Below are 17,643 nucleotides of genomic sequence, written 5' to 3'. Positions count from 1 at the left end.
TTGCTTCAAAGCTAGCTATATTGCCTCGACCCCCGACTAGGACATCCCCCATGGGCCAGAAACTCAAAATCACCGGCTGGGTTGCAGCCGGCGCCGTCGCCGGCGTGCTGACCACCGTTTCGCTGCAGACGGTGGCGCGCGGCTCCTTGGCCCCCCTTCCCCTCGAAGAACTGCAGCAGCTCGCGGCGGTCTTCGGCATGGTGAAGAGCGATTACGTCGAAACCGTCGACGAGAAGAAGCTCATCTCCGACGCGATTTCCGGCATGGTGGCCGGGCTCGATCCGCACTCGCAGTATTTCGACAAGAAGTCCTTCAAGGAATTCCGCGAAGGCACGACCGGACGCTTCGTCGGCGTCGGCATCGAGATCTCGCAGGAAGACGGCCTGGTGAAGGTGGTGTCGCCGATCGAAGGCTCGCCGGCCTTCCGCGCCGGCCTCAAGCCCAACGACCTGATCACCAAGATCGACGACACGGCGGTGCGCGGCCTGTCGCTCAACGACGCAGTCAAGCGCATGCGCGGTGAAGCCAACACCAAGGTGCTGCTGACGATCTTCCGCAAGGACGAGAACCGCACCTTCCCGGTGACGATCACCCGCGAAGAGATCCGCACTCAATCGGTGCGCGGCAAGGTCATGGAGCCGGGCTACGGCTGGATCCGCCTGTCGCAGTTCCAGGAACGCACGGTCGACGACTTCGTCAAGAAGGTCGAAGAGATCTACAAGCAGGAACCCAACCTCAAGGGCCTGGTGCTCGACCTGCGCAACGACCCGGGCGGCCTGCTCGACGCGGCGGTCGCCATCTCGGCGGCCTTCCTGCCCGAGAACGTGACGGTGGTGTCCACCGACGGCCAGCTGGCCGAGAGCAAGTCGGTCTACAAGGCGGCGCCGGAGTTCTACCAGCGCCGTGCCGGCAGCGACCCGTTGCGCGGTCTGCCGGCGGCCCTCAAGACGGTGCCGCTGGTGGTGCTGGTCAACGAAGGCTCGGCTTCGGCCAGCGAGATCGTGGCCGGCGCCCTGCAGGACCACAAGCGCGCCACCGTGATGGGCAGCCAGACTTTCGGCAAGGGCTCGGTCCAGACGGTGCGCCCGCTCGGCCCCGACACCGGCCTGAAGATCACGACCGCGCGCTACTACACGCCAAGCGGCGCGTCGATCCAGGCCAAGGGCATCGTGCCCAACGTGCTGATCGACGAAAGCATCGAGGGCAGCCCCTTCGCTGCCCTGCGCATGCGCGAGGCCGACCTCGAGAAGCACCTGGCCAGCGGCCAGGGGCCCGAGACGAAGGACCCGGAGCGCGAGAAGGCCCGCGACGAAGCCCGCAAGCGCCTCGAGGAAGAAGCCAAGAAGCCGCCGCAGGACCGCAAGGTGCCCGAATTCGGCACCGACAAGGACTTCCCGCTGGTCCAGGCGCTGAACCGCCTGAAGGGCGCGCCGGTGCTGGTCAGCAAGACGCAGGTCATCGTCGAGAACAAGGACGAGAAGAAGGACAACTGAGGAGTCCAGGCGCGTGGACGACGACGCACTGTTGCGCCATTCGCGCCATGTCCTGCTGGAGGAATACGGCATCGACGGCCAGGCGCGCGTCGATGCCGGGCATGCGCTGGTGATCGGCGCCGGCGGGCTGGGCTCGCCGGTCTGCCTCTACCTCGCGGCCGCCGGTGTCGGCCACATCACGCTGGTCGACGACGATCATGTCGACCTGACCAATCTCCAGCGCCAGATCGCGCACACCACGGCGCGCGTGGGCCAACCCAAAGTGGCCTCCGCCGCCGAGGCCATGCGTGCGATCAACCCAGGCATCACGATCGAAACGCACGCGCTGCGCGCCGACGCGGCCGGACTGGCCGAGTGGGTGGCGCGGGCCGACGTGGTGATCGACTGCAGCGACAACTTCGCGACCCGCCACGCAGTGAACCGCGTGTGCGTAACCCTCGCCAAGCCGCTGGTGGCCGGCGCCGCAATCCGCTTCGATGGGCAACTGAGCGTCTACGACACGCGCGATGCGGCGTCGCCCTGCTATGCCTGCGTGTTCCCGCCCGATGCCGATTTCGAGGAAACGCGCTGTGCCGTGCTGGGCGCCTTCGGACCGGTGGTCGGAACCATCGGCACCCTGCAGGCGAGCGAAGCCCTGAAGCTGTTGGCGGGCATCGGGCCCTCCATGGCGGGCCGGCTCCTGATGTTCGATGGCCGCGCCACAGCGTTCGACACCGTGCGCTTGGCGCGCGACCCCGGCTGCCCGGTGTGCGGCCACCGACCGTTGGCGGCCTGAAGCCTGAGGCGCCCGCCCGCCGCCGCTTTCTACTGCTTCGCTGTCTTGCCCTTGGCGGCGCCGTCCACCGCGGCCTTCGAGACCGGCTGACGCGCCTGCCGAAGCACCTCCTGGCAGTCCGCATCCACGCCGGGCCCGGTCTCGATGGTGGCGGCGAGCGCCAGCAACGGGTTGATGGCGCCCAGCGCCAATGCCGCCAGGGCGCGTGCCGCGAGCGGGCCGGCCTTGACGCCACCCGAGGGCGAGCCGAAGGTGCCGCCGATGACCAGCGGCGTGCGCAGCGACAGGATGCTCATGTCCTTGGGTTCCTGTCGCACCACGAAGTCGAGCGTCTCGTTCGCCAGGTTGGCCTGACCCTCGGCATGGAAGACCGTGTCGGCGGTGTCGAACACCAGGCTCCGCCCGGCCATCACGCCCTTGTTGACGTCGAAGGCGACGGCGGCGCAGCGCAGGGTCACGTTGTTGTCGCCGCGCAGCAGGAACTTCACGATCTCGGCCCCGTCCAGCCCCATGAACTCCAGCAGGAGGTTGCTGAACTGGCCGCGGCCGGTGATGGCGCTCACGTCGCCCGAAGCGCCGCCGAGCCAAGTGGCCACCGAGTTGCCGCGGCCCGACAGGTTGATGCGGCCATCGAGCCGGCCGAAGCTGGTGCGCAGGGTCTCGACCTTGGGGATCAACCGATTGAGCTGCACGGCCCGGATCTCCAGCGACGCGCGGATATCCGCGGGCGTCTGGGTCGCGTCGATGCGGATCGCGCCCACCAGCTTGCCCGACGCCACGCCGAGATCCAGCGGGTCGAGCGTCAGCACGCCGTCCTGCAGTTTCACATGCACGCTGCCTTTGTCGAGCGGTACCTCGCGCACATTCCGGATGCGGTCGGCGACGTAGCGGACATCGGCGTTCATCGCGCGCAAACGCTGGAAGTCCAGCGTGGCGGTCGGCAGCACCTTGTCACCGGCCCGCGTGGCGCGCCTCACCTGTTCCACCGACGCCGGCGGCGCCACGCCTTCCACCGCCTTGGCCGAGCGCTCGGTCGGCGGCAGGCCGATCAGCGGGCCGAGGTCGTCCATGTCCATCACCGCAGAACGCAGCGTTCCGGCCAGGCGCGGAACCTTCTGGCCCTGGTCGAACTGCATGTCCCCGCCGATGTCCGACAGCCCGAGCTTGCCTTTCATGCCCTTCACCGTCCACACGGTGCCATGCTTGCCGAGCTGGCCGCGGAGGGCATAGGGCGAGGTCTCGGGCAGCGCAATGCCCAGCAGCCGGTAGAGGTCGCCGAGGCTCTGGCCGCGCATGTCGAAGGTGGCCTCGACGCCGTCGAGTCCACTCAACGCCGACACCGTGCCCTTGGCTTTGAGCTGGGTCTGCCCGGCAGCGGCGTTGATCTCCAGCGGAAACGGCGGCTGGCCCGTCTCGGTCAGTTGCAGCACGTTGCCGGTGCGTCCTTGCGCCGTCAACGGCTGCCGCTGATAGGTGCCTTTGATGCGGTAGTCCAGCGGCATCTCGCCACGGCTGCTGTCGAAATCGACGTCGGCATGGAGATCGATGCCGAGATGCGTCGCCAGAAAGCCGATGCTGCCGCGATCCACCTGGATCAGGCCGATGGTCGGCACCGTGCCCTCGTCCGAGGTGTCCTGGCCCATCGCCCAGGTGCGGCGGCCATCTTTTTCCATCTGCAGGCCCACAGTGGGCGACACCAGCGACAGCCGCGGGATCACCACCTCGCGCCGCAGCAACGGCCAGAGGCGAAGCTCGAACTCGGCGCGCTCGGCCTTCACCAGATAGGGGTCGCGCGCCCAGGCCGGATTGGCGAACTCGATGCCATCGAGCTTGACGGTCGCGCCGCGCCAGCCGAGGTCCACATCGAGCCGCCGCGTGATTTCGAACGTGCGGCCGGTCTTTTCGCTCACGTAGCGGTTCACCGGTCCCCGCAGCGTGTCCCATGGAAACAGGAGGACCACCAGCACCAGCAGGAGAAGGAATGTCGCGAGGCCGATGCCCACGATCGCTGCCCAGCGCCGCATGCGCGGGGTGCCGGAGGATTGGTTCTGCATGGCTGTCCCTTTTTTTTGAGTATGTCGGCCACCAGAGCGGCATCAGAGACGGGGTGCCGAGAGCACCGCGCACGCCCTCCCTCTCACTTCGCCTCCCTTCGGGGAAGCAAGCTACCGCCCATCGAAAGCCTATGCGCCGCCTGTGACGGCGCCGGTCGGCCTCGCCCGTCTGGAGGTGTGGGCAATTGCCTACGGTTGACGGTCTTGAAATGGAGTGAGAATTGGCCTACAGGCCCAAACCGTGCCGCCTTGCAGAACCGTCCTGCAGGGTCGTTAGGATGGCGTTCTATGCTTTTCACTCGCACAGCGGACGGTACGCAGGCGCGCCAATTCGTCGGCATGGAAACAAGATTGAGAACCTATATCGTCGAAGACAACCTCACGATCCGCGAGAACCTCGTCGGCACGTTGGAGGAACTCACCTGCATCGAGACCATCGGCTATGCCGAAGCCGAGAGTGAAGCGCGCCAGTGGCTCGATGCCCATCGTGACGATTGGGAGCTGGCCATTGTGGACCTGTTCCTCAAGCAGGGAAGCGGGCTCGGCGTGCTGCAAGAATGCGCCACCCGTCAGCCGCACCAGAAGGTGATCGTGCTGAGCAATTACGCCACGCCCGACATCCGCAAGCGCTGCGCCGAGCTGGGCGTGGATGCGGTGTTCGACAAGTCCAACGAGATCGATGCGCTGATCGACTTCTGCATTGCCCAGGCCGCGGCACGGCAGCCCAAGAGCAGCACCCACGGCGCCCGCTGAGCATTACGCTGGGCGAGCGCCGACGCGCAGGACAGCGCGCGCCTTGCTGCGCAGGCCGGCAGTTCGCCGGCCGCGCCCGATCAGTCGATGAGCTTGTTCTTCAGCGCGTAGTACGTGAGGTCGCTGTTGGATGAGAGGTTCATCTTCTCCATCAGGCGCGTGCGGTACGTGCTCACCGTCTTTACCGACAGCGACAGGGTCTTGGCGATGTCGCCTGCCGTCTCGCCCTTGGCCAGCTTCAGGAAGACCTGGAACTCACGCTCCGACAGCTGCTCGTGCGGCGCCGCGTCGTCCTTGCGGTCGAGCTGGCGCGCCAGCAGTTCGGCGACGGCAGGGGTGATGTAGCGGCGGCCCAGCGAAATCGTGCGAATGGCGTTCACGATCTCCATCGGGTCGCACTCCTTGTTCAGATAGCCGCTCGCGCCCTGGCGGATCAGGTTCATGGCGTAGTGCTCTTCGGGATAGCCGCTCAGGATGAGGATGCCCACATCCGGCGCCTTGGCGCGAATCATGGCGAGCGCGTCGATGCCACTCTGGCCGGGCATCGACAGGTCCATCACCAGCACATCGAGTTCGGTCGTTCGAACGAGCTCGATGGCTTCTCGCCCCGTTCCGGCTTCGCCGACGACACGCAGGTCCACATGTTCCGAGAAAAACTGGCGCAAGCCGGAGCGCACGATGGCGTGGTCATCCACAATTCCGATCTTGATCATCTGTTACCTTCTTTGTTGTCTGCGCGTTCGACCGTCGCAAATATGCTGACCCCTGAACGGCATCGATTATTCACGAATTTGACTGTCAGGCGTCTTGCGGAGACCTCATGCGCTGGTTAGCTTTCCCGAAGATGGCCTTGAGTCTCGCGCTCGCCACGCTGGCCGCGCTGTTGCTCGTCGGCATCAACGAGGTGGGCTTCCGGCAGTCGCACCAGGCACTCGTCGAAGTGCGGGAGGCCCAAAGCGTTCGGGAAGCACTCAGCAAGCTCCTCTTGAACGTCGTCGATGCCGAAACGGGTCAGCGCGGTTATCTGTTGACCGGCGAAGCCCGCTATCGCGAACCCTATGACCAGGCGGTTCGGCAGGTCGACGGCCACCTGGGCTTGCTGCGCACCCTGTATGCGCGCCGTCCGACCGAAAACGCCCGGCTGAGCGAGCTCGCGACCCACGTCGGCCGCAAGATGGCCGAGATGGACATGAGCGTGCGCCTGCGCAAGGACGGCAACGAAGACGCCTGGAAGTTCGTCATCACCACCGACGTCGGCCGGGAGGAGATGGAGGCGATCCGCACGCAAGCCAATGCGCTGATCCACCGCAGCGACAACGCCTTGCGCGAGGGCCAGGCGCAGATCGCCACCTCGCTTCGCCTTGCACGCGCGGGCATCGCGCTGATCGCCATCGTGGCCCTGGTCGCGTTCTACCTGTATCTGCGGCAGACCCATATGCTGCGTTCCATCGGCGAGCGCCAGCAGGAAGCGCTGCAGCGTGAACGCAACGCGCTCGAAAACGAAGTGCAGGAACGAACCGCCAGCCTGGCGGAACTCGCGACCCACCTGCAGGACGTGCGCGAAAGCGAACGCGGCTACCTGGCGCGCGAACTGCACGACGAGCTGGGCTCGCTTCTGACTGCAGCGAAGCTCGACGTGGCACGCCTGAAATCGCGCCTGGCCGATTCGCCCGATGCCATCCAGCGGCTCCAGCACCTGACCGAACTGCTCAACAGCGGCATCGCGCTGAAGCGCCGAATCATCGAGGACCTGCGTCCTTCGTCGCTGTCGAACCTCGGCGTGGTGGCCTCGCTCGAGATCCTGGGCCGGGAGTTCGCCGACCGCTCGGGCGTGCAGATCGAGATGGCCCTGGAGCCGGTCGTGCTCGACGAACCGCGGCAACTGACCATCTACCGGATGGTGCAGGAGAGCCTCACGAACATCGGAAAATACGCCGAAGCCACCGAAGCCACCATCGTCATGAAGGACTACGGCACCCATGTGACCGTGGAGGTGGCCGACGACGGCAAGGGCTTCGATCCGCAGCGCCTGCGGCCCGCCACGCACGGCCTCGCCGGCATGCGCCACCGTGTCGAGGCCGCGCAGGGCAAGTTGACGGTGAGCTCGGCCCCGGGCAAGGGCACGCGGGTGACGATCATGTTGCCGGTGGGTGCATTGCCGGTGGCTGCGGTGCGTGAGATCCGCTGACGTTCCTCTCCTACGAAGCCCACCCGCGGCTGCTGACAGGCCCCAGAGGCCGGGGCGTTAAGGTTGTCACCAGCCGCTTCTCCAGCCGCGCTGCGTGGGACCGCAACGTCGTAGGATGGACAGGCCTTGCACATCAAATCATCCTCAGAAAGGAACTTCCATGAACACCAAGACAGCATCGCAACTCGCGGACGACGCCAGCCGCACGGCGAACGAGGCCATCGAATCGACCCGCGCCTATGCGCAGAACGCGGTGAACGCCGCGGGTGAAAAGGTGCGTGACCTGCGCCGCGAAGCCGAGCCCACCGTCGAGCAGATCGCCGCACGCGTGCAGCAGGCCGTGCAGCGCGGTCTCGATGCCGCCTCGACCACCAGCGCACGCGCGCAGCGCCGCCTCGAGCAGGCCGCCGACGTGACCGGCAAGTACATTGCCGACCAGCCGATGCGCTCGGTGCTGCTCGCTGCGGCGGCCGGCGCCGCCATCACGGCGCTGATCGTGCTGGCCAGCCGCCGCGGCCCCCGCGACGACTACTGAGCCACCGCCTGACTGCCGCGCCCCTGTCGAACGCCACCATGCCGATCGACAGGGAGCCGCTTCGCCGACGTCTGGACGCATCCCGTCGGGCGCTTCGCGACGAAGCAGGCGGGCAGCGGGCTGATCGCCCCGCCGGGCGCATCGCCACGCCTTCTGTTGCCACGCGGCGTTCGCCGGCGGCACCGTTTCCTTGGGAAGAGAAGAGTGCGCACGTAGCGTCGGCCGGCGCTGGTGGCGACACTATCCGGCCCACGTGGCCGCGCTGTTGGCGCACCCGGCATTTGCGCGGTACGCGGCGGCGGCACATCCGGTGAAACTCATCGCCGACTGGGTGACCAGGCTCGCGGCGCACGACCACAAGACCCCACGAAAGGATCCACGATGAACAACGTACAACCCGCGACGTCCTCTCCCAGCGCACGGCTCACGCTGGACGAAGGCGCCATCGACGCAGCGCGCAACAGCCTGGACGACGGTGCCGTCACGCCCAGCTATGGCGCCTGGCGCGACGACGTGGTGAAGCTGCTGAACGACGCACTTGCCACCGAACTCGTGTGTGTGCTGCGCTACAAGCGCCACTACTTCACCGCCAACGGCGTGTCGTCGCCGGCCATTGCCGACGAGTTCCTGGTGCATGCGAACGAGGAAGCCGCCCATGCGGACCGGATCGCCGAGCGCATCGTCCAACTGGGCGGCGACCCGGACTTCTCGCCCGCCACCCTGCTGCAACGCAGCCATGCGGACTACGACGAATCGGAAGACCTGCAGGCGATGGTGCGCGCAAACCTGATCGCCGAACGCATCGCCGTCGAGACCTACCGCCAGATGATCGTCCTCATCGGCGACAAGGACCCGACGACGCGGCGGATGCTGGAAGACATCCTGGCCGACGAGGAAGAGCATGCCGACGAACTGAAGGATTGGCTCGCCCACTGAGTCGGACGTCCGAACGCCCAACGACAAAGCCCGGCCATGCCGGGCTTTGTCGTTGCGGCACCGCGTGGGCGCACCTCGCATCGATTGCACCGATCACATCGGCTTGACCTCGAGCGCGTTGTCGACACGCTGGACACCCTTCACCGCCTTGGCGATGTCGCCGGCCCGGGTCTTCGCGGTGGCACTCGGCGCGGGACCCTGCAGTTTCACCGCACCGCCGTGGGTGTCGACATCGATGCGCGCTGCGCTCAGTTCGGGATCTTTTGCCAGATCCTTCGACACCGCCGCGCTGATGGCCATGTCGTCGGCCGTTTTCGTGACGGCAACGCCGGCCTCGCGAGCCGCCTGCCCGGCAGCCGCTGCGCCGTCCCGAATGGCAGGCTCTGCGGCCACCACCTTGTCGCGCGCGACTTCGGCCAGCCCCTGCGCCTTGTCGGCGGCGCGGCCGGCGACATCCTGGGTCTTCGCGATGGCGGCATCGACCTTTTCGCCGGCCGTTCGGCCGTCGTTGCGCTCGCCGCAGGCCGCGAGGGCCAACGCCGCGGACATCACGCCGACCGACGCCCAGCGAAGCGCACCGGGGGCGACGCCTGCGCGTTCGCTCACAGCTTGTCGGCGCCCGACTTGATGGCGTCCTTGGCCTTTTCCTTGGTGTCGCCGTAGGTGCTCTGCACCTTGCCGCCGGTCTTCTCGGCCATGCCCTTGGCTTCGAGCGACTCGTTGCCCGTGGCGCGGCCCGCAACTTCCTTCACCTTGCCCTTGGCTTGATCGATGCGGCCTTCGACTTGATCCTTGTTCATCTCGAACTCCTTGCGTTGGTTTCAACGGTTCGACCGAACCGCCTGAGCCAATCTAGAGTGGGCCTCGACGCTTCACAGCGGGGTGCGGGGCGCGAGCGGCTGTAGGACAGCGACAGACTCGGCCGTCGCAATCCAGCCCTCGAGCGCGTCGAGACCAGCGGGCAGGCCGTAGCCCGGCCCAGGGCTGTCTCGGCGCGCGTGGCTCCAGGCCGCCTGCACCAGGCACAGAACGGCGTCCAGCGCGTCGCCGCGGGCGTCGGCCAGCAACTGGTCCCGCTGCGCATGGGTCAGCGCCAGCCGCAGACCGAGGCGCGTCTCGCCGCGCTCCAGCCTGGACAGCAGATCGCTGCGAGCGACCCAGCGCGCGGTGTCCTGCCGCGCCCTGTCGTCGCTCTTGTAGCTGCGACGGCCGATCAGCTCGCGGGCCAGCAGCCCCGGGTAGGCCTCCAGCGCGATCCGCGCGGCGTCCAGCGGGCCGAACTGCACCGTCGGCAGCGAAGCGCCCGCCGCCAGCAGCCGCGGCACGCCGGCGTGCAGCATGAAGGCCACCGGCGGGTTCACCCACTTCATCGAGGGGCTCGAGCCGGCAGGCCCATCGGTCTGCCGATGCGCGAACTTGCCGCCCACCGGGCGCGCATCGCAGAAGGCCGCGAAAGCGCTGCGGATCTCGGCGCGGCTCAGGCCGGCGTAGTGCGCCATGCACTCCGGCCAGGTGGCGGGCCAGCCGAGCTGCAGCACCAGTTCGCGCGGCAGGCCGAAGGGAAAGTCGAAGCCACCGAGCCATTCGGGCGTGTCGGCCAACCATTGGCCCCAGCCATCGAGCGTCGCGAATGGCAGCACGCGTGCCAGCGTGACGCGACCGGCGCGCTGATGGCCGAGTGCGACGACGATCGGCTTGCGTGCGGTGGGGGCGCTGGAGAAATCGCATCCCAGCAGCAGCGTCATGCGGCGGTCTCCCTCAGCCGAGCGCCAATGCGATCACGCCGGCGGCGATGAAGGCCGCACCGGCGAGCCGCAGCAGCCGGTCGCCCTCCTGCAGCAGGTGGCCGCCGATGAGCGCTGCAAACAACATCGAGACCTCGCGCGCCGGCGCGACATGCGAGATGGGCGCCTGCTGTACCGCATAAAGCACCAGCACGTACGAGACCGGGCTGATGAACGCCACCAGCAGCGCGTACTTCCATTGCGCGCGCCAGAGGCGTGCGGTGGCCGGCCGGTCGCGCAGTGCCGCCGGCAGCAGCAGCGCGATGCGCACGAAGTTGCCGAAGTAGTCGACCAGGATCGGTGACATCGCCAGGAACTTCACCGCGTAGCTGTCGACCAGCGTGTAGGCGGCGATGAAGGCCCCGGTCAGCACGCCGTAGCGGATGCCTTTGTGGATGCGGGCGCGCTGCGCGGCGTCGTGCGTGCCGCGCCACAGCCCGGGCCCGCCGGCCACCAGGAACACGCCGACCACGACCCCGAGGATGCCCGCGAGCCCCGTGGCGCTGATGCGCTCGCCCAGGAACAGGATGGCCACCAGCGACGACAGGAGCGGCCCCGAACCACGCGCCAGCGGATAGACCACCGTCAGGTCTGACTTGCGGTAGCCGCGCAGCAGCGTCACGTAGTACACGACGTGCAGCACACCGCTCAGCACGACGAAGGCCCATTCGGTGCGGCCCCACTGCGGCACCACGCGCCAGCCGAGCCACAGGCCCACCGGTGCCCAGACCACCATCATCAGCACGCCGCTCTGGAAGGCGAAGCGGGCGTCGCCGTTGGCCTTCTTGGCCGCGATGTTCCAGCTCGCGTGAATGATCCCGGCGAGCAGGATCAGCGCGAAAGCGGAAAGAGGCACGCCGCCGAAACCGAGGCGCGGCGGCTCAGTTGCGGCCGACGATGGCGGCGGTCGCCATCAACTCTTCGAGCAGGGCCAGCGAGACCTTGCCGGAGACGGCGTAGGGGTCGAGTTCCGGCCCCTCCGAATAGCGCAGCAGGATGGCCGCATGCACCTTGCTGAGGTGCACCTGCCCCATGGTCCAGCCGCCGAAGCGCCGCTCGGCGATCTCTTCGTAGTGCAGCAGCACCACGTCCTTGTGGCGCACGTCCTTCTGGATGTGGCCATAGAGCTCGCTCACCGCATTGCGGCCGCCCTCGATGGCCTGCAAGAAGATGCCGGCACCGTAGCAAAGGATGCCGGTGATGCCGCAGCCCGTGTTGTGCGCCCGCGATTGCGCGAGGATCGCATCGATCGCCGGGCTGCTGGTGTCGACGGCGCGGCTGGCGTAGAGAAGGCGTACGAGCATGGCGTTCAGCGATTGCGCGGCAGGAGGGAAAGGAATTCGCGGCGGAGGTTCGGGTCTTTCAGGAAGACGCCGCGCATGACGGAATTGATCATCTTGCTCCCCGTTTCCTTCACGCCGCGCCAGCTCATGCAGAAGTGCTCGGCCTCCATCACCAGGGCCAGGCCATCGGGCTGGGTCTTTTCCTGGATCAGGTCGGCCAATTGCACCACCGCCTCTTCCTGGATCTGCGGGCGGCCCATGATCCACTCGGCCAGGCGGGCGTACTTCGACAGGCCGATCACGTTGGTGTGCTCGTTGGGCATCACGCCGATCCAGAGCTGGCCGATGATCGGGCAGAAGTGGTGCGAGCAGGCGCTGCGCACGGTGATCGGCCCGACGATCATCAGTTCGTTCAGATGCTCCGCGTTCGGGAATTCGGTCAGCGAGGGCGCGTGCACATAGCGGCCGCGGAACACCTCGTTGAGGTACATCTTCGCGACCCGGCGCGCGGTGTTGTCGGTGTTGTGGTCGTGCTCGACGTCGATCACCAGGCTGTCGAGCACGCCCTTCATCTTGACTTCGACCTCGTCGAGCAACGCCTCGAGTTCGCCGGGCTGGATGAACTCCGCGATGTTGTCGTTGGCATTGAAGCGCTGGCGCGCGGCCTGCACACGCTCGCGGATCTTGACCGAGACCGGCGTGCCCTCGTCGTCGGCCGGCGTGTCGGAGGGCTGGGGGGCGTCGATCTTCCTGAGCATGCGGGAATCGTACCAGCGAACGCCGGCGCTCCGGGGCAGCCGGGGCGCTCGCCCCGCCTTCCAAGAGCGCTACTGATCCGATAGCGCGAAGTCGGTCAGTAGCGGCAGGTGGTCGGACATTCGGGCCCAGATCGGACCGCGCGGAACGCTGCAGGCGGCCGGCGTCAAACGCCGCGCATAGATGAAGTCGAGTTGCGCGACCGGCAGGCGCGACGGGTAGGTCAGCGTCGACGGGCCGCGCAGGTCGCTCGAGTCGCGCAGGCCCATCGCATTCATCGCGTAGCGCATGCGCGCGCCCCAGTCGTTGAAGTCGCCAGCGACGATCAGCGCCTCCTCCGGCGGGATTTCACGGTCGATGAAGTCCTTCAGCTGCGCAATCTGCCGCACCCGGCTGCCCTTGATCAGGCCCAGGTGCAGCACGATGGCATGCACCGCCCGGCCGTCGACGTCGATCTGCACATGCAGCAGGCCGCGCTGCTCGAAGCGATGGTCCGAGATGTCGCGGTGGCTCTTGCGCACCACCGGCCAGCGCGTGAGCAGCGCGTTGCCGTGCTCGCCATGGCGCGTGATGGCGTTGGTTTCGTAGATGGCGGTGTAGCCCTCGGGCGCGAGGAAGTCGGCCTGCGGCATGTCGGGCCAGCGCGCGAAGCGCAAGGCACCCTGCCGGTTCATCTTGCGCACTTCCTGCAAGCAGACGATGTCGGCGTCGAGGCCCTCGATGGCGTGGCCGAGGTTGTGGATTTCAAGCCGGCGGGCCGGGCCGATGCCCTGCACGCCCTTGTGGATGTTGTAGGTCGCCACCCGAAAGGTGTTCGCGGTCGCGTTCATCGTTGAAATTGTGGCAGCTGCAGGATGGCTTCGGCATTCGAAGGTGAAAAGCAGGCGTCGGCGGCGTCCCGGTAGGGCAGCCACTGAAAGGCGGTGTGCTCGCGTGGCGCCAGCACCGGATCGACGCGCTCGGGCAGGCACAGGCCGAACAGGTGCTCGGTGTTGCGCGTCACGCCAGGCGCATAGCGCGCGCGCCAGCGGGGGTAGATCTCGTAGACGTTCTCGAGCTGCCAGTCGCGCAGGTGCGGCGCCAGCGGGGTACCGGGGCGGCAGTCGATGCCGGTCTCTTCCAGCACCTCGCGCGCCGCAGTGAGCGCCAGCGGCTCGTCCGCCAGGTCCTTGCTGCCGGTGACCGATTGCCAGAACTCGTCGGCGTCGGCCCGGCGAATCAGCAGCACGTCGAGCGCGGGCGTGTGGATCACCACCAGCACGGACTCGGGAATCTTGAAGGGCTTGGTTGTCAAAGAGGGCACCGTTGATGCACGTTGCTGCGGCGTCCGGGGAGCCACGAAGCGCTCAGGGGCTTGGCGGGCTCACGAAAACGCGCCGAACGCGGCCCCGTAAAATACCCGATTGACACGATCGACGTTGCAGCTTTTCCTACTTGCAACCTGAGCGAGTGCACCGCGCGTGCCAGCGCTCCCTGGGCGTTTGCCCCTTCAACCCGAAGACCATGCTGAAGAGAACATACCCGGCCCTCCTGGGCCTTGCCCTGTCGCTCGCCGCGATCACCGGCCATGCGGCCGACACGAAGAAAGTGGATGTCCTGCTTATCGGTGGCGGCATCATGAGTTCGACCCTCGGCGTCTGGCTCAACGAACTCGAGCCGAGTTGGTCGATGGAGATGGTCGAGCGACTGGATGAAGTGGCCAAGGAAAGCTCCAACGGTTGGAACAACGCCGGCACCGGCCATTCGGCGCTGGCCGAGCTGAACTACACGCCCGAGGGCAAGAACGGCCAGATCGAGATCGCCAAGGCCGTCGAGATCAACGAGGCCTTCCAGATCTCGCGCCAGTTCTGGGCCTGGCAGGTGAAGAACGGTGTGTTGAAGAACCCGCGCTCGTTCATCAACTCGACGCCACACATGAGCTTCGTCTGGGGCGACGAGAACATCGGGTTCCTGCGCAAGCGCTACCAGGCGCTGCAGGCCAGCCCGCTCTTCGGCGGCATGCAGTATTCCGAGGACCCGGCGCAGATCAGCCAATGGGTGCCGCTCATGATGCAAGGGCGCGACCCGCAGCAGAAGATCGCGGCGACCTGGACGCCCATCGGCACCGACGTGAATTTCGGCGAGATCACGCGCCAGTTCGTCGGGCATCTGCAGTCCAAGCCGAACTTCTCGCTGAAGGTCTCGAGCGAGGTGCAGGACATCAAGCGCAACGATGATGGCACCTGGCGCATCGGCTACAAGAACCTCAAGGACGGTGCCGTCACGCAGACGGACGCCAAGTTCGTCTTCATCGGCGCCGGTGGCGGCGCGCTGCATCTGCTCCAGAAGTCGGGCATTCCTGAAGCGAAGGACTACGCGGGCTTTCCCGTTGGCGGCTCCTTCCTGGTCACCGACAACCCGGCGCTCGCCAACCAGCACCTGGCGAAGGCCTACGGCAAGGCCTCGGTGGGCTCGCCGCCCATGTCGGTGCCCCACCTCGACACCCGTGTGCTGGACGGCAAGCGCGTGATCCTCTTCGGACCGTTCGCGACCTTCTCCACCAAGTTCCTGAAGGAAGGTTCGTACCTCGACCTGCTGACCAGCACGACACCGCACAACGTGTGGCCGATGGTGAAGGTGGGCGTGGCCGAGTATTCACTGGTCGAGTACCTGGCGGGCCAGGTGATGCTGTCGGACGACGACCGCATGAAGGCGCTGCGCGAGTACTTCCCCAACGCGAAAAAGGAAGACTGGCGGCTGTGGCAGGCCGGCCAGCGCGTGCAGATCATCAAGCGCGACAAGGACAAGGGCGGCGTGCTGAAGCTGGGCACCGAGATCGTCAGTTCGCAGGACAACAGCATCGCCGGCTTGCTGGGCGCCTCGCCGGGCGCATCCACCGCGGCGCCCATCATGCTGGACCTGCTGCAGAAGGTGTTCAAGGACAAGGTCGCGACGCCCGCCTGGCAGACGCGCCTGCGCGAGATCGTGCCCAGCTACGGCACCCAGCTCAACGGCGATCCGGCGCGTGTGGCTGCGGCGTGGAAGGCCACCGCCGACGTGCTGCAGCTGACGCCGCCGCCGGCGATCCCCACGACGGCGCCAGCGCCACAACAGCCAGCAGCACAGCCGGCGCCGACAGCCGCACCGCGCGGTGAACCCGCTGCGACGAAACCGCAGCGTCAACCCGCCGACATCGCGCTGTAGAAACGCGGCGCGCAGAACGAAAAAAAGGGCACTTCGAGTGCCCTTTTTTTTCGCGGCGCCAGCCGCTGAACCTCAGACCGCGGGTTGCGTGTTGCGCAGCTTGATGTGCAGTTCGCGCAGCTGCTTCTCGTCGACCGGGCTCGGCGCCTGCGTCAGCAGGTCTTGCGCGCGCTGGGTCTTGGGGAAGGCGATCACGTCGCGGATCGACTCGGCGCCGGTCATGAGCATGACGAGGCGGTCAAGGCCGATGGCGATGCCGCCGTGCGGCGGCGCGCCGTACTGCAGCGCGTCGAGCAGGAAGCCGAACTTGGAACTCGCATCTTCGGCGCTGATCTTCAGCGCGCGGAACACCTTGCTCTGCACCTCTTCGCGGTGGATACGCACCGAGCCGCCGCCCATCTCGATGCCGTTGAGCACCATGTCGTAGGCCTTGGCGATGCACTTCTCGGGCGCCGTGTCCATGAGGTCTTCATGACCGTCCTTCGGTGCGGTGAACGGGTGGTGCACCGCGCTCCAGCGCTGGCCTTCCTCGTCGAACTCGAACATCGGGAAGTCGACCACCCACAGCGGGGCCCAGCGGTCGTCGAACAGGCCCGACTTCTTGCCGAAGGCGCTGTGGCCGATCTTCACGCGGAGCGCGCCGATGGCGTCATTCACCACCTTTTCCTTGTCGGCACCGAAGAACAGGATGTCGCCGTTGCGGGCGCCGGTGCGGGCGATGATCTCGGCCAGCGTGGCATCGTCGAGGTTCTTGACGATCGGGCTCTGCAGGCCTTCGCGGCCGACCGCCGCGTCGTTGACCTTGATGTAGGCCAGGCCCTTGGCGCCGTAGATCTTCACGAACTCCTGGTAGGCATCGATCTCGCCGCGCGACAGGCCGCCTTCGGCACCGCCGCCCGGCACGCGCAAGGCCACCACGCGGCCGTCCTTCATCGTCGCGGCGTTCGAGAACACCTTGAACTCGACGCGCTTCATCAGCTCGGTCAGTTCGGTGAACTCGAGCTTCACGCGCAGGTCGGGCTTGTCCGAGCCGTACTTGAACATCGCATCGCCATACGTCATGGTCGGGAACACCGGCAGGTCGATGCCCGCGGCGTTGCGGAACATGGTGCGGACCATGCCTTCGAACATCTCGCGGATTTCCTCTTCCGAAAGGAAGGAGGTCTCGATGTCGATTTGAGTGAATTCGGGCTGGCGGTCGGCGCGCAGGTCTTCGTCGCGGAAGCACTTCACGATCTGGTAGTAGCGGTCGTAGCCCGCCACCATCAGCAACTGCTTGAAGAGCTGGGGCGACTGCGGCAGCGCGAAGAAACTGCCGTCGTGCACGCGGCTGGGCACCAGGTAGTCGCGCGCGCCTTCGGGCGTGGACTTGCCGAGCATCGGCGTCTCGATGTCGATGAAGCCGTTGGCGTCGAGGAACTTGCGCGTTTCCATCGTCACCTTGTAGCGCAGCATCATGTTGCGCTGCATCGCCGGGCGGCGCAGGTCGAGCACGCGGTGCGTGAGGCGGGTCGTTTCCGACAGGTTGTCGTCGTCCAGCAGGAAGGGCGGCGTGACCGAGGGGTTCAGCACCTTGAGCTCATGGCACAGCACTTCGATCTTGCCGCTCTTCAAGCCGTCGTTGGTCGTGCCTTCGGGGCGCGCGCGCACCAAGCCCTTGATCTGCACGCAGAACTCGTTGCGCAGGTTCTCGGCCACGGCGAAGGTGGAGGCCCGGTCGGGGTCGCACACCACCTGCACGTAGCCTTCGCGATCGCGCACGTCGATAAAGATCACACCGCCATGGTCGCGCCGGCGGTTGACCCAGCCGCACAGGGTGACGGTTTCGCCCATCAGGGCTTCGGTCACGAGACCGCAATAGTGAGAACGCATGGCCATAGGTCGATTCCGGCGCCGGAGGGCG

The 17,643-nt window shown here is 66.9% G+C and carries 18 protein-coding genes; 7 read left to right on the top strand and 11 right to left on the bottom strand.

Annotated features, from left to right (window positions below; all coding sequences use genetic code 11):
• Window positions 1-50: 50 nt before the first annotated feature.
• Window positions 51-1,493, top strand: coding sequence for a S41 family peptidase (locus ACSFBE_RS02730; protein WP_435488815.1), 1,443 nt, complete (start codon window positions 51-53; stop codon window positions 1,491-1,493).
• A 13-nt stretch (window positions 1,494-1,506) separates the two neighbouring features.
• Window positions 1,507-2,268: a HesA/MoeB/ThiF family protein gene (locus ACSFBE_RS02725; RefSeq protein WP_435488814.1), complete on the top strand. Its 762-nt coding sequence runs from the start codon at window positions 1,507-1,509 to the stop codon at window positions 2,266-2,268.
• Between the two features lie 29 nt (window positions 2,269-2,297).
• On the opposite strand, the gene ACSFBE_RS02720 is transcribed toward ACSFBE_RS02725, so the two are convergent.
• Window positions 2,298-4,292, bottom strand: a complete 1,995-nt coding sequence (locus tag ACSFBE_RS02720) for an AsmA family protein (RefSeq protein ID WP_435488904.1) — start codon at window positions 4,290-4,292, stop codon at window positions 2,298-2,300.
• A 369-nt stretch (window positions 4,293-4,661) separates the two neighbouring features.
• On the opposite strand from ACSFBE_RS02720, the gene ACSFBE_RS02715 reads away from it, so the two are divergent.
• Window positions 4,662-5,075, top strand: coding sequence for a response regulator (locus tag ACSFBE_RS02715; RefSeq protein ID WP_435488813.1), 414 nt, complete (start codon window positions 4,662-4,664; stop codon window positions 5,073-5,075).
• Between the two features lie 80 nt (window positions 5,076-5,155).
• On the opposite strand, the gene ACSFBE_RS02710 is transcribed toward ACSFBE_RS02715, so the two are convergent.
• A complete protein-coding gene (locus ACSFBE_RS02710) occupies window positions 5,156-5,788 on the bottom strand; it encodes a response regulator (RefSeq protein WP_435488812.1) in 633 nt (210 codons plus the stop codon).
• Between the two features lie 131 nt (window positions 5,789-5,919).
• Here ACSFBE_RS02710 and ACSFBE_RS02705 point away from each other — a divergent pair, with 131 nt between their 5' ends.
• The 3 genes from ACSFBE_RS02705 (at window position 5,920) to ACSFBE_RS02695 (ending at window position 8,734) form a co-directional block, all read left to right on the top strand.
• Window positions 5,920-7,263, top strand: coding sequence for a CHASE3 domain-containing protein (locus ACSFBE_RS02705; RefSeq protein WP_435488903.1), 1,344 nt, complete (start codon window positions 5,920-5,922; stop codon window positions 7,261-7,263).
• Between the two features lie 160 nt (window positions 7,264-7,423).
• Entirely contained in the window at window positions 7,424-7,798 is a 375-nt protein-coding gene (locus ACSFBE_RS02700) for a hypothetical protein (RefSeq protein WP_435488811.1), read from the top strand.
• Between the two features lie 381 nt (window positions 7,799-8,179).
• Window positions 8,180-8,734 (top strand): ferritin-like domain-containing protein, encoded by a 555-nt coding sequence (locus ACSFBE_RS02695; protein ID WP_435488810.1) that lies wholly within the window; start codon window positions 8,180-8,182, stop codon window positions 8,732-8,734.
• 93 nt (window positions 8,735-8,827) lie between these two features.
• Here ACSFBE_RS02695 and ACSFBE_RS02690 read toward each other — a convergent pair whose 3' ends face one another.
• From ACSFBE_RS02690 to nudB, 8 genes are all read right to left on the bottom strand, one after another.
• Window positions 8,828-9,271, bottom strand: coding sequence for a BON domain-containing protein (locus ACSFBE_RS02690; RefSeq protein WP_435488809.1), 444 nt, complete (start codon window positions 9,269-9,271; stop codon window positions 8,828-8,830).
• A gap of 65 nt (window positions 9,272-9,336) precedes the next feature.
• A complete protein-coding gene (locus ACSFBE_RS02685; protein ID WP_435488808.1) occupies window positions 9,337-9,534 on the bottom strand; it encodes a CsbD family protein in 198 nt (65 codons plus the stop codon).
• A gap of 72 nt (window positions 9,535-9,606) precedes the next feature.
• Window positions 9,607-10,479 (bottom strand): DUF429 domain-containing protein, encoded by an 873-nt coding sequence (locus ACSFBE_RS02680; RefSeq protein WP_435488807.1) that lies wholly within the window; start codon window positions 10,477-10,479, stop codon window positions 9,607-9,609.
• A 13-nt stretch (window positions 10,480-10,492) separates the two neighbouring features.
• Window positions 10,493-11,374 carry an EamA family transporter gene (locus tag ACSFBE_RS02675; protein ID WP_435488806.1) on the bottom strand — a complete coding sequence of 294 codons (882 nt, stop codon included), beginning with the start codon at window positions 11,372-11,374 and terminating at the stop codon, window positions 10,493-10,495.
• Window positions 11,375-11,399: 25 nt separating this feature from the next.
• Window positions 11,400-11,822, bottom strand: coding sequence for a BLUF domain-containing protein (locus tag ACSFBE_RS02670; RefSeq protein WP_435488805.1), 423 nt, complete (start codon window positions 11,820-11,822; stop codon window positions 11,400-11,402).
• A gap of 5 nt (window positions 11,823-11,827) precedes the next feature.
• A complete protein-coding gene (folE, locus tag ACSFBE_RS02665) occupies window positions 11,828-12,559 on the bottom strand; it encodes a GTP cyclohydrolase I (RefSeq protein WP_435488804.1) in 732 nt (243 codons plus the stop codon).
• 69 nt (window positions 12,560-12,628) lie between these two features.
• Window positions 12,629-13,387 (bottom strand): endonuclease/exonuclease/phosphatase family protein, encoded by a 759-nt coding sequence (locus ACSFBE_RS02660; RefSeq protein WP_435488803.1) that lies wholly within the window; start codon window positions 13,385-13,387, stop codon window positions 12,629-12,631.
• Window positions 13,384-13,851 carry a dihydroneopterin triphosphate diphosphatase gene (nudB, locus tag ACSFBE_RS02655; RefSeq protein ID WP_435488902.1) on the bottom strand — a complete coding sequence of 156 codons (468 nt, stop codon included), beginning with the start codon at window positions 13,849-13,851 and terminating at the stop codon, window positions 13,384-13,386. Before nudB ends, ACSFBE_RS02660 begins: the two co-directional genes overlap by 4 nt.
• A gap of 209 nt (window positions 13,852-14,060) precedes the next feature.
• On the opposite strand from nudB, the gene mqo reads away from it, so the two are divergent.
• Window positions 14,061-15,740, top strand: coding sequence for a malate dehydrogenase (quinone) (gene mqo / locus ACSFBE_RS02650; RefSeq protein ID WP_435488802.1), 1,680 nt, complete (start codon window positions 14,061-14,063; stop codon window positions 15,738-15,740).
• Window positions 15,741-15,812: 72 nt separating this feature from the next.
• On the opposite strand, the gene aspS is transcribed toward mqo, so the two are convergent.
• Window positions 15,813-17,618, bottom strand: coding sequence for an aspartate--tRNA ligase (gene aspS, locus ACSFBE_RS02645; RefSeq protein WP_435488801.1), 1,806 nt, complete (start codon window positions 17,616-17,618; stop codon window positions 15,813-15,815).
• Between the last annotated feature and the right edge of the window lie 25 nt (window positions 17,619-17,643).

Origin of the sequence: Variovorax sucrosi, assembly GCF_051216635.1 — a bacterium.
Classification (GTDB): Bacteria; Pseudomonadota; Gammaproteobacteria; order Burkholderiales; family Burkholderiaceae_C; genus Variovorax.
Note: the sequence above shows the minus strand (reverse complement) of the source record. Positions and strands in the feature narration are given on the sequence as shown.